This window comes from Pseudarthrobacter sp. RHLT1-30-1 (genome assembly GCF_059383415.1).
This window is the reverse complement of sequence record NZ_JBWZCG010000020.1, coordinates 1-12,026: the sequence shown is the minus strand read 5'-3', so window position 1 is coordinate 12,026 and position 12,026 is coordinate 1. Positions and strand designations below refer to the sequence as shown.

The following is a 12,026-nucleotide window of genomic DNA, read 5'->3' as shown; positions in this document are numbered from 1 at the left end:
ACCCCAATATTTCCCCAACAACTAAGGAGCATTTCCGTGACTGAGCGTATTGTGCTGGCCTACTCCGGTGGCCTGGATACTTCCGTAGCCATCGGCTGGATCGGTGAAGCGACCGGCGCCGAGGTCATCGCCGTGGCGGTCGACGTCGGGCAGGGCGGCGAGTCGCTGGAGACCATCCGCCAGCGCGCCCTGGGCTGCGGCGCCGTCGAGGCCTACGTGGCCGACGCGAGCGACGAGTTCGCCAACGAGTACTGCATGCCCACGCTGAAGGCTAACGCCCTCTACCAGGGCCACTACCCGCTGGTTTCCGCCATCTCCCGCCCGGTGATCGTCAAGCACCTGGTCAAGGCCGCCCGCGAATTCGGCGCCACCACCGTCGCCCACGGCTGCACCGGCAAGGGCAACGACCAGGTCCGCTTCGAAGTCGGCATCCAGACCCTCGGCCCGGACCTGAAATGCATCGCACCGGTCCGCGACCTCGCCCTGACCCGCGACAAGGCCATCGCCTTCGCCGAGGAAAAGGGACTGCCGATCGAGACCACCAAGAAGAACCCGTACTCGATCGACCAGAACGTCTGGGGCCGCGCCGTTGAAACCGGCTACCTCGAGGACATCTGGAACGCCCCCACCAAGGACATCTACGACTACACCGCGACCCCGGAATTCCCGCCGGCCCCCGACGAGGTCACCATCTCCTTCGAAGCCGGGATCCCGGTCGCCATCGACGGCGTCAAGGTCACCCCGCTGCAGGCCATCAAGGAGCTCAACCGCCGCGCCGGCGCCCAGGGCGTCGGCCGGATCGACGTCGTCGAGGACCGTCTGGTCGGCATCAAGTCCCGCGAGATCTACGAGGCACCGGGCGCGATGGCGCTGATCACGGCGCACAAGCACCTCGAGGACATCACGGTCGAACGCGAGCAGGCCCGCTTCAAGGCCACGGTCGGCCAGCGCTGGTCCGAACTGGTCTATGACGGCCAGTGGTTCTCCCCGCTCAAGCGCTCCCTCGACGCCTTCATCGAGGACACCCAGCGCTACGTCACCGGCGACATCCGCATGACCCTGCACGGCGGCCAGGCGATCGTCAACGGCCGCCGCTCGGACACCTCGCTGTACGACTTCGACCTCGCCACCTACGACACCGGCGACACGTTCGACCAGTCGATGGCCCGCGGTTTCATCGAGCTGTGGGGCATGTCCGCCAAGGTTGCCTCCGGCCGCGACATCCGCGTCGCGGGACAGTAGACCGGTGGCTGAGTCCACGACGCCGGAGGCGCGCCCGGCAACCAACACGGGCGCGCTCTGGGGCGGCCGGTTCGCCGGCGGCCCCGCCGACGCCCTCGCCGCGCTGAGCAAGTCCACGCACTTTGACTGGCGGCTGGCCCGCTACGACATCGCCGGATCCCAGGCGCACGCACGCGTGCTGCACAAGGCCGGGCTGCTGGACGACGCCGAACTCGAGGGCATGCTGGCCGCCCTGGCCCGGCTGGACGAGGACGTTGCCTCCGGCGCGTACCTGCCCGCGGAGTCCGATGAGGACGTGCACGGGTCGCTGGAGCGCGGACTGATCGAGCGCGCCGGCACCCAGCTCGGCGGCAAGCTCCGCGCCGGCCGGTCCCGCAACGACCAGGTGGCCACGCTGGGACGGATGTTCCTGCGCGACCACGCCCGGATCATCGCCCGCGGCGTGCTCGCCACGATCGATGCGCTCGTGGAGCAGGCCAAGGCCCACCAGGGCGTGGCCATGCCCGGCCGCACGCACCTCCAGCACGCCCAGCCGGTGCTGCTCAGCCACCACCTGCTGGCCCACGCCTGGGCGCTGCTGCGCGATGTGCAGCGTTTCCGGGACTGGGACAAGCGCGCCGGCGTCTCACCCTACGGCTCCGGCGCCCTCGCCGGCTCCTCGCTGGGCCTGGACCCGGAGGCCGTGGCCGCGGACCTGGGCTTCTTCTCCGCCACGCACAACTCGATCGACGGCACCGCCTCGCGCGACGTCTTCGCCGAGTTCGCGTGGATCACGGCCATGATCGGCGTGGACCTGTCCCGGGTTTCCGAGGAGGTCATCCTGTGGGCCACCAAGGAGTTCTCCTTCGTGACCCTGCACGATTCCTACTCCACCGGCTCCTCGATCATGCCGCAGAAGAAAAACCCCGATGTGGCCGAACTGGCACGCGGCAAGGCCGGCCGGCTGATCGGCAACCTGACCGGGCTGCTGGCCACCCTGAAGGGCCTGCCGCTCGCGTACAACCGCGACCTGCAGGAGGACAAGGAACCGGTCTTCGATGCCGCCGACACGCTGGAAGTCCTGCTCCCGGCAGTCTCCGGCATGATCGCGACCCTGACGTTCAACACCGAACGGATGGAATCGCTCGCCCCGCAGGGCTTCGCGCTGGCCACGGACATCGCCGAATGGCTGGTCCGCCAGGGCGTTCCGTTCCGCGAGGCGCATGAGCTCTCCGGTGCCGCCGTCAAGCAGGCCGAAAGCCGTGGCGTGGAACTCTGGGACCTCACGGACGAGGAATACGCCGCCATCTCGGAGCACCTCACGCCTGAGGTCCGCACCGTCCTGTCCACCGAGGGCTCGCTGAACAGCCGGAACTCCCAGGGCGGCACGGCACCGGCCGCCGTCGAGCGCCAGCTGCTGGCCCTCGAGGGGGAGCTCGCCGCCGTCCGCGGGTACGCCGGGCAGTAAGTCCCGGCGGACGTCCCGGCCGTTCCGACCAATGTGTTCGGGACGGCCGGGACTTTCTTCGTTAAGCTGGGCGGATGAGCGAATCCTTCCGCGACGTGCTGCGTGCCCTGCCGGACTTCCCCGGGGTGCTCCCGGAGTTCGACCGGGCCGGTGCCCCCGCGGACCCGGCGGAACTGTTCCGGCAGTGGCTCCAGGAGGCGCTGGCCGCCGGGGTGCCGCAGCCTAACGCGTGCAGCCTGGCGACGGCGGACGGGCTCGGCCGCCCTTCGTCCCGGATGCTGATCCTGAAGGACATCGACGAGGACGGCTGGCACTTCGCCACGTCCCGCGCCTCGCGGAAGGGCCGGGAACTCGCCACGAATCCGCAGGCTGCCCTGAACTTCTACTGGCAGCAGCAGGGCCGGCAGGTCCGTGTCGCCGGCGGCGTGGTTGAGCTGTCCGCTGCGGCGTCCGCGTCCGACTGGCACGCCCGGCCCGGCGCCGACGGCAGCGACAACCCGGACTGGCAGCTCTACGCCCTCCGGCCCCGCGAGATCGAATTCTGGCAGGCCCGGCACGACCGCCGGCACATCCGTCACCGCTACGGCCAGCAGTAAACCGGCCGGCCCGGCCCAACATCCCCGCCAACACATCCCACCGCGTTCCCGCCAACACATCCCGCCGATTCCCCGCCGAGGTCAGACTTCGCGCCCATGTTGTGAGGAAACATGGGCGCGAAGTCTGACCTCGGCGTTCACTGGGGCCCGGCCAGCTGGCGCTCCCGGTCGAGCAGGCTTTCCTTGATGGCGAGGCCCCAGCGGAAACCGCCCAGGCTGCCGTCGGTACGGATCACCCGGTGGCAGGGGACGAACAGCGCAGCCGCATTGAATGCGCAGGCGCTGGCCGCGGCACGCACGGCCCGGACATTTCCGGCGAGCTCCGCGTACTCGGTGTAGGTCACAGGGTGTCCCGGTGCAACAGTCCGGAGCATGTCCCAGGCATGGCCGCGGAACGGACCGGATTTCTGCAGCACCGGCACCGCCATGGCCGCCTCCGGATGGCCGGAGTAAAACTCCTCCACGGCATCGGAAATGGCGCCCAGCCCGCTGACGGTCTCGAAGCCGCCCGGCAGCAGGTCCGCGTGAATCTGCCCGGTCAGCTCCCCGGGAAGGGCGGTCCAGCCGGATGACAGCACTGCGCCGTCGCGGGCAATGATAGTGAACGGACCGTCCGGGGTGGACATGGTCAACAACTGGGCTTTCATGGGTTCGCTTTCTTCGGAGCAGGCGGTGTCTTCGGGGCGGGCGGTCGAGTCAGTGTTGGGACTGGAGCCACCGTTGGAACCGGAACCGGAACCGGAACCGGAGCCGGAGCCGGAGCCGGAGCAGGAGGTGGAGTCAGTGTTGGGACTGGAGCCACCGTTGGGGCCGGAGTCGGAGTCGGGGACGGTTTGCGCGCCGCGGCCTGGGCGGCCGCTGCCGCGCGCCATAGGTGCATGGTGGCGTACGAGCGCCAGGGACTGAGCTCCCGGAAGTCAGGACTCAGGTGGGTTACCGGACTCAGCTGGGTTTTCGGGAACCCTGCGGTGCCTGCGTTGGCCGCAGCGAGCGAGCGGATGCCGTTCCGCACAGCCGCGTCGTTGGCCAGGAAGACATCCGGCGCACCGATCACCCGCATCGCGACGTATCCCACCGTCCACGGCCCGACCCCGTAAAGGGGCAAGAGTTTGGACTCCAGTCCCGGCAGGTCGTCGCCATAGCCGAAATCGAGTTTGCCGGCGGCCATCGCGGCGGCAGCACCCCGGACCGAGTCGATGCGGCGCTGCGGACCGCGAAGCAGTCCGAAACCGCTGTCCGCGATCTGCGCCGCGGTGGGGAACAGCCGGTCCAGCCCGTCGGCCGGAACCAGGCTCGCACTCCCGGCCGCGGACAGTTGGATCAGGGCGCTCCGGGCCGCGGCGACGGTGATCTGCTGGCCGATCATCGCCCGGATCAGCAGCTCCTGCGGATCCACCGCCCCGGGCATCCTGATACCGGGTGTGGCGGCGATGCTGGCGGACAGCCGCGGATCGCAAGCCAGGGCACCGTCGATGGCGACCGGGTCGGCGTCGAGATCCAACAGCCGGCGGACCCGGCTTAGCAGGGACGGCAGGTCCCGCAGGTCGACGGCGCCGATGGTCAGCACCAGCGGACGGCCCGGGGCTCCGGCGGCGTAGTCCACCCGGAAGCGGGCGTCGCCATGGGCCAGGCGAAGGGTCCGGGCGTAGGAGGTGGACGAGCCTTCCTCGATGCCGGGGATGGCGCGGACTGCGAGGAAACCAAACACCCCCGGATCGAACGGCTCGCGGTAGGGCAGGTTGAGGGTCAGCGCCGTGGACGACACCGCGGTCGAAGCGGGCGACCTGGGGTGCCGGGCGGTGGCCCGCAGCGCCGAGGGTGTCATCGCGAAGACCTCGCCGATGGTCTCGTTGAACTGGCGCACGCTGCTGAAGCCGGCGGCGAAGGCAATGTCGGCCACCTTCATCGTGGTGGAGACGAGTAGCGTGCGGGCCGTCTGGGCGCGGCTGGCCCGCGCCAGTGACAGCGGCCCGGCGCCGAGTTCGTGGCTCAGGATCCGGTTCAGCTGACGCGAGGAGTAGCCCAGCCGGGCTGCGAGCCCCTCCACCCCGTCGCGGTTGATGACACCGTCGTTGATGAGCCGCATCGCCCGGCCGGCGATGTCGGAGCGCAGGTTCCAGGCCGGGGTGCCGGGGACGGCCTCCGGCAGGCAGCGTTTGCAGGCCCGGTAGCCCGCGTCGTGGGCGGCGGCCGAGGTCTCGTAGAAGGTGACGTTCCCCGCTTTCGGGGTCCGGGCCGGGCAGGAAGGCCGGCAGTAAATGCCCGTGGTGCGGACAGCAGTGTAGAACTGCCCGTCGAAACGGGTGTCCCGGGCGTCGATTGCCCGGTAGCGCTGCCAGAAGTCCATGGGTTCATCCTGCCAGCTTCCCGGGGCTGCTGCTAGCGGAAATCGGACACGGCCGTAGCGGGGATTGGTCGGTTCATTTGTTAAAATCGGAGCATGGGTTTGATGCCTCCAGTCTCTGCGCCCGGCCGTGGGCTTCCCGATGACGGGCACCCCGCCGCCGATCCGCCCGCCGCCGGACCGCCCGCCGGCGATCCGCCCGCCGGCGATCCGCCCGCCGGCGATCCGCCCGCCGGCGGACTGCGGGAGCTGCTGTCCGCCGACGCGCGGCGGGTGGCGCCGCTGCTGCTCGGGGCGGTGCTGACGCATGAGGGGCCCGACGGCCTCGTGTCGGTGCGGATCACCGAGGTGGAAGCGTACCTCGGCCCGCACGACTCCGTGCACCCGGATCCCGGCTCGCACACTTTCCGCGGCGCCACCGCGCGCAACGCCCCGATGTTCGGCCCGGCCGGCCATCTGTACGTCTACTTCACCTACGGGCTGCACCACTGCGCCAACATTGTGTGCGGCCCGGAAGGTACCGCCTCGGCCGTGCTGCTGCGGGCCGGCGAAATCGTGGCCGGGGAGGAGATGGCACTACGCCGCCGGCCGACGTCGAAATCCCCTAGGGACCTGGCGAGCGGCCCGGCGCGGCTCGCGACAGCGCTTGGGATCACGACGGCGGACAGCGGCCGGGACGCCCTGGGGGCCCCGTTCCGGTTGGACCTGCCTGCCGCACCGGCGGTCGAAGTCAGCTCCGGACCACGTGTCGGGGTTTCCGGCGCCGGGGGCACCCACGACTACCCCTGGCGCTTCTGGCTCAGCGACGACCCGACAGTGTCACGCTATAAATCGGCCAAACGGCGCCCGGCCTGACAGGCCAGGCGTGGGGAGGTGCTGACCGGGTCCCCGGGGGAGGTGCGGACGGGGTTCAGCGGGACAGCGGTGTAACGGGGGACGGGGGACGGAGGACGGAGGACGAACCATGGGGGAGGGCAAACGTGGGAAACCACGCAGCGAGCTTGAAAGGCTCGAGATCTTTGAGAACCTGGCCGCCGACTACTTCCGTATGGTCGAGCTGTTCGCCGCTGAGGACTGTCCGGTCCCGACGGATTCCCTCGAGCGGGAGCGCCTGCATTGGGTTGAGCTCTACCGCGCCGCGCTGCTGCGCAAGTTCATCGTCCGGGACGAACATGTGTCCCTCAAGCTCGTGGTGCGGGCCCTCCGCGCCTGCAATTACACGGCGGACCGCAAGCTCGCCGACGGGACGGATGACGTGGCTGCCCTGTTCACCGCCGAGATGGTGCAGGGTCGGCGGCATCCGGATCCGGGCCCCGCGCCGGATGACGGGCGTGACCAGTTCGAGGACGTTCTCTACGGACGGCTCCTGCACGGCGACGCCGACAGGTTCCATCGTTCCGCCTGGGCGAAGGACCACGACCGCGTGAGCGCGGCTGCGGCGCAGAGGTTCGAGGCGGAGCGGGCGCTGCGCAAGGCGCTCGACGTCGTCCAGTACGGTTTCGCGAATGACCTCCTGCGGTCTCCGCCGGCCCCGCCCGGCGGTCCCAGTAAGGTTGACGGGTGAAACAAAGCGAGCAGCACCAGACCACGACGACCAAGACCGAGACCGCCATGCCGGTGGATGGGCTGATCACCAGCCTGTGCGCCACCATCCCCGACTACCCCAAGCCCGGCATCGTCTTCAAGGACCTGACCCCCGTTTTCGCCGACGGCGCGGCCCTGAAGGCTGTTGTGGATGCCCTGGTGGAGCCGTTCCAGGGCCAGTTCGACGCCGTCGCCGGCGTGGAAGCCCGAGGATTCCTGCTGGCCGCAGCCGCGGCGTACGCCACCGGCACCGGCGTCATCACCGTCCGCAAGGCCGGCAAGCTGCCGCGTGAAGTGGTCGCTGAGGACTACGCCCTCGAGTACGGCAACGCCACGCTGGAACTGCACACCACCGACCTCGCGCCCGGCAGCCGGGTCCTGATCCTGGACGACGTCCTCGCCACGGGCGGCACACTCGGCGCAGCTGTGCGGCTGTTCGAGCGCTGTGGCGTGGCGGTGGCCGGGGTGGGGGTGGTCCTGGAACTCGGCGACCTTGATGGCCGCTCGGCGCTGGAGGGTCACCGGGTCCGCTCGCTGCTGCGCCTGTAACCCCGGCTCCAGCCCCGGACGCGTAGCCCCGACAGGCGCCGGGATGCGGGCGGGGGGCCACAGGGCACTGTGGACGATTCCGCGCCCGTCGGTAGAATGCCTGCAAAAAACAGACATGTGCGGACGGGAAGACGGGAATGGCTGTAGAATGGTTGGTCTGTCTTTTTCGATAGGGGAACGCTCAATGCACCACGCTGATTTGGCCCATGAACGCGATTATGTGGCCGGACTTTACGCCCGGCTGGATGAGCTGCGGGCGGAAAAGCGCGCCCAGCTGGCCCAGGTACGGCGTGCCGGTGCGGTGGGCACAATGCAGAACGTCTCCGAGCGGGACGCCTTCGCGGCGCTGTATGAGGACCGCCTGGCGCAGCTCGACGCCGTCGACGACCGGCTTGTGTTCGGCCGCCTTGACCTCGACTCCGGGGAAGCCCAGTACATCGGCCGCATCGGCCTGACCACTGACGACCTCCAGCGGCTCATGCTGGACTGGCGCGCGCCCGAAGCCGGCCACTTCTACCAGGCCACCGCGTTCGACCGGCAGGGTGTGCGCCGCCGCCGCCATCTGATTCTGCAGGGCCGCGAGGTCAAGGCGATCGAGGATGACGTGCTCGACGCCGACCTGCTCGCCGACAGCGACTCCCTCCAGGGCGAGGGCGCCCTGCTGGCCGCCCTGAATTCCAAGCGCACCGGCCGGATGTCCGACATCGTCGGGACCATCCAGTCCGAGCAGGACCGGATCATCCGCTCCTCGATCTCGGGTGCCCTCGTGGTCCAGGGCGGTCCGGGTACCGGCAAAACCGCCGTCGCGCTGCACCGCGCCGCCTACCTGCTCTACACCCACCGCGACCGGCTCAAGACCGCCGGCGTCCTGCTGGTGGGACCGTCGTCGTCGTTCATGAAGTACATCGAGCGTGTCCTGCCGTCGCTCGGCGAAACCGGCGTTGTGATGGCGAGCGTTGGCCGCCTGATGCCGGGCATCCACGCGGTCGCGGAGCCCGAATCCGAAGTTGCGGCCATCAAGGGCCGGCTGGATATGGCTGAGGTCGTGGCGAACGCCGTGGCCAACCGTCAGCGCATTCCGGCGGAAAACCGCATCCTCGAAGTCGACGGGCGCAAACTGCTGCTCACTCCCCGGCAGGTCCGCCGCGCCAGGGACCGGGCCCGTTCCACCGGCAAGCCGCACAACGAGGCCCGGGTCTCGTTCGTGAAGATGCTGCTGCGCGAACTGACCGAGCAGATGACCGAACTTGTCGAAGCCGGCAGCCTCGGCAACAACGCCGACCGCTCCTACCTGGCCGAGGACGTCCGCTCCGCCCGCGATGTCCGCATCGCCCTGAACCTGTGCTGGATGCCGATGACGCCGGAAAAGCTCATCGGTGAACTCCTCAGCAAGCCGGCGATCCTGGCAGCCTGCACCCCGGGACTCACGCCGGCCGAACGGGAACTGCTGCTCCGTCCTGCCGACGCTCCGTGGACCGAAGCGGACGTGCCGCTGCTGGACGAGGCCGCCGAGCTCCTCGGCGAACTTGACGCGGCGGCCGGCCGGGGACTGGCCCAGCAGGAGCATGACCGGGCCCGCGATCTTGCCAACGCCAAGCAGACGCTGGTCAACATGGAAACCGCCGGCGTGGACGTCCTGATCTCCGCCGAAGAACTCGTGGACCAGAACCAGGAGCGCGAATCCAGGCTGACCGCTGCCGAGCGCGCCACCACCGACCGGAGCTGGGCGTTCGGGCACATCGTGGTGGACGAGGCCCAGGAGCTGTCGCCGATGCAGTGGCGGCTGCTGGTCCGCCGCTGCCCGCTGAAGTCGTTTACCATCGTGGGCGACATTGCCCAGACAAGCTCCGTGGCAGGCGCCAATTCCTGGCAGGGCGCCCTGGCGCCCATGTTCGGCGACCGCTGGCAGCTTGAAGAACTCACCGTCAACTACCGGACTCCCTCGCAGATCGCCGAAGCTGCCGCGCGGATGGCCAACGCGGCGGGGCTGGTCGTCTCGGCGCCGAAGGCGGTCCGCGAGGGGCGCTGGTCGCCGGTGATCGACCGTGTCGAGCCGGGCCAGATCATCAGCAAGCTCGTGGAGGTCCTGCCGGAGGAGCTCGGCGCGCTGGAGGGCGGCCTGCTCGCTGTCATCGCCGACGGCGAGCTCCTTCCGCAGGCGACTGCCGCGCTGCGCGCCGTCTATGGCCGCCGGGTTGGCACGGATGCCGGCAGCTACGTGCAGGACATCGTGGTGATCAGTCCCCGCGAGGCCAAGGGGCTGGAGTTCGACGGCGTTGTGGTGCTGGAGCCGTCCGCGATGCTGAACCACGAACACGGCCGCGTCGGCGACCTGTATGTGGCCATGACCCGTCCCACCCAGCGGCTCCGGCTCATCGCTGCAGCCGCTGTGCCGGCCGGGATCGAAGAGTAACTCGCGTCGTTCGGCGGCAGCCCGGCTGACGGTCACACACGCTGGAGGCGCACTGATCCTGCTACCTTAGATTTCGTGTCCCAGCTAAATGATCTTCGTTCCCAGCACAATGACCCGAGCTTCGCCAACGTCTGGCAGGAGTTGAAATGGCGCGGCCTGGTCCACGTCTCAACGGATGAGGCGGAGCTTGAAAAACTTCTCGCCGGCGATCCCGCCACCTACTATTGCGGCTTCGATCCGACCGCCCCGAGCCTGCATCTGGGAAACCTGGTCCAGTTGCTGCTCATGCGCCGGATCCAGTTGGCGGGGCACAAGCCCCTCGGCCTCGTCGGCGGCTCCACGGGCCTGATCGGTGATCCGCGGCAGACCGCCGAGCGGGTGCTGAACACTCCTGAGACCGTCGCCGAATGGGTCGGTAAACTCCAGGATCAGGTCCAGCGTTTCCTCAGCTTTGAGGGTGAGAACGCAGCCCGGATGGTCAACAACCTGGACTGGACGGCGCCGCTGAGTGCCATTGATTTCCTGCGCGGGATCGGCAAGCACTTCAGGGTCGGCACCATGATCAAGAAGGACATTGTTGCCAACCGCCTCAATTCCGATGAGGGGATCAGCTACACGGAGTTCAGCTACCAGATCCTTCAGGGCATGGACTACCTTCAGCTGTTCCGGGATTACGGCTGTGTCCTGCAGACCGGCGGTTCGGACCAGTGGGGCAATCTCACCAGCGGCACCGATCTCATCCGCAAGGTCGAAGGCGGGCATGTCCACGCACTTGGGACACCCCTGATCACCAACTCCGACGGCACCAAGTTCGGTAAGAGCGAGGGAAACGCAATCTGGCTTGATCCGGAGATGTGCAGCCCGTTCGCTTTCTACCAGTTCTGGCTCAACACGGCGGACAGTGACGTTGCTGCCCGCCTGAAGGTGTTCACCTTCCTGAGCCGCGCTGAGATCGAGGCCCTGGAAACAGCTGTTGCCGAGCGGCCCTATGCCCGGGAGGGCCAGCGGAAGCTGGCCCACGAAGTCACCTCCCTCGTCCACGGCGTGGAGGCCACGGAGAAAGTCATCGCAGCGTCGGCCGCAGTGTTCGGCAACGGTGACCTCGGTGCCCTGGACGAGGCCACGCTCCGGGCGGCCACCGCGGAACTGCCGTCCGCCACGGTCGACGCCGCCGGCCTGGGCATCGTGGACCTGCTGGTGGCAACCGGTCTGTCGGACAGCAAGTCAGCCGCCCGCCGCACCGTGGGGGAGGGCGGGGCCTACGTCAACAACGCCAAGGTGGCGGATCCGGATGCTGTTATCGAGCCGGCCCAGCTCCTGCACGGACGCTACCTGCTGTTGCGCCGGGGCAAGAAGAACCTGGCAACCGTGGAAGTCTCCGCGCCCTAGCCCGGCCGCCGACCGCACTCGTGTGTCATCCGCACGCTCCACCCCGATCCACTTGCAAGGTCGGGGGGGAGCGTGTATTATTTTTTGAGTCGCCACCAATGAGTGGCGGCCACCCCAACAAAAATACGAGAAGCAATTCTTCTAGCGCTTTCGGCTCCCCTGGAGCCACGGTGCAGAAATGAAAAATTTGCTTCACATTTTGCTGGGTTCATTCGATCCACTGAATGAAATTTGGATGAAAATCCGGATTTGCAAAGTGGATATGAATGAAATAAGCTTGAAATATCGCAGCGAAGAAAAGCCGAAACAAAGAATTCAATTACCTTGAATTGTTTCTGTGAATACTTCGAATGTGTCTGTTGTTTGAGAACTCAATAGTGTGCCAAGTTTGTTGATACCAATTTATTGTATTGAATTGGTTGAATTGACTGGATCCGCCACCCCGTGGTGTGGTCTGGTTTT

Annotated in this window: 10 protein-coding genes; 8 read left to right on the top strand and 2 right to left on the bottom strand. The window is 68.0% G+C overall.

Going from position 1 to position 12,026, the window contains the following annotated elements:
- Positions 1 to 36 precede the first annotated feature (36 nt).
- The 3 genes from AC50YM_RS14330 to AC50YM_RS14320 all read left to right on the top strand — a co-directional run bounded on the left by AC50YM_RS14330 (position 37) and on the right by AC50YM_RS14320 (position 3,285).
- Complete coding sequence (locus AC50YM_RS14330; protein ID WP_494957627.1) at positions 37 to 1,242, top strand: argininosuccinate synthase; 1,206 nt, start codon at positions 37 to 39, stop codon at positions 1,240 to 1,242.
- A gap of 4 nt (positions 1,243 to 1,246) precedes the next feature.
- Positions 1,247 to 2,689 (top strand): argininosuccinate lyase, encoded by a 1,443-nt coding sequence (gene argH, locus AC50YM_RS14325; protein ID WP_494957626.1) that lies wholly within the window; start codon positions 1,247 to 1,249, stop codon positions 2,687 to 2,689.
- A gap of 74 nt (positions 2,690 to 2,763) precedes the next feature.
- Complete coding sequence (locus AC50YM_RS14320) at positions 2,764 to 3,285, top strand: pyridoxine/pyridoxamine 5'-phosphate oxidase (RefSeq protein ID WP_494957625.1); 522 nt, start codon at positions 2,764 to 2,766, stop codon at positions 3,283 to 3,285.
- A gap of 137 nt (positions 3,286 to 3,422) precedes the next feature.
- Here AC50YM_RS14320 and AC50YM_RS14315 read toward each other — a convergent pair whose 3' ends face one another.
- A complete protein-coding gene (locus tag AC50YM_RS14315; protein WP_494957624.1) occupies positions 3,423 to 3,932 on the bottom strand; it encodes a methylated-DNA--[protein]-cysteine S-methyltransferase in 510 nt (169 codons plus the stop codon).
- Positions 3,929 to 5,632: a DNA-3-methyladenine glycosylase 2 family protein gene (locus AC50YM_RS14310; RefSeq protein WP_494957623.1), complete on the bottom strand. Its 1,704-nt coding sequence runs from the start codon at positions 5,630 to 5,632 to the stop codon at positions 3,929 to 3,931. The genes AC50YM_RS14315 and AC50YM_RS14310 overlap by 4 nt, the downstream gene beginning before the upstream one ends.
- 93 nt (positions 5,633 to 5,725) lie before the next feature.
- Between AC50YM_RS14310 and AC50YM_RS14305 the strand changes: the two genes are divergently transcribed.
- The 5 genes from AC50YM_RS14305 to tyrS all read left to right on the top strand — a co-directional run bounded on the left by AC50YM_RS14305 (position 5,726) and on the right by tyrS (position 11,564).
- The gene (locus tag AC50YM_RS14305; RefSeq protein ID WP_494957622.1) at positions 5,726 to 6,484 is read left to right on the top strand and encodes a DNA-3-methyladenine glycosylase; all 759 of its coding nucleotides are present in this window, start codon (positions 5,726 to 5,728) and stop codon (positions 6,482 to 6,484) included.
- Positions 6,485 to 6,593: 109 nt separating this feature from the next.
- Positions 6,594 to 7,193: a hypothetical protein gene (locus tag AC50YM_RS14300; protein ID WP_494957621.1), complete on the top strand. Its 600-nt coding sequence runs from the start codon at positions 6,594 to 6,596 to the stop codon at positions 7,191 to 7,193.
- 47 nt (positions 7,194 to 7,240) lie between these two features.
- A complete protein-coding gene (locus AC50YM_RS14295; RefSeq protein WP_494957689.1) occupies positions 7,241 to 7,762 on the top strand; it encodes an adenine phosphoribosyltransferase in 522 nt (173 codons plus the stop codon).
- Positions 7,763 to 7,946: 184 nt separating this feature from the next.
- Positions 7,947 to 10,175: a HelD family protein gene (locus tag AC50YM_RS14290; protein WP_494957620.1), complete on the top strand. Its 2,229-nt coding sequence runs from the start codon at positions 7,947 to 7,949 to the stop codon at positions 10,173 to 10,175.
- Positions 10,176 to 10,250: 75 nt separating this feature from the next.
- Positions 10,251 to 11,564 carry a tyrosine--tRNA ligase gene (gene tyrS / locus AC50YM_RS14285; protein WP_494957619.1) on the top strand — a complete coding sequence of 438 codons (1,314 nt, stop codon included), beginning with the start codon at positions 10,251 to 10,253 and terminating at the stop codon, positions 11,562 to 11,564.
- The last annotated feature ends 462 nt before the right edge of the window (positions 11,565 to 12,026 follow it).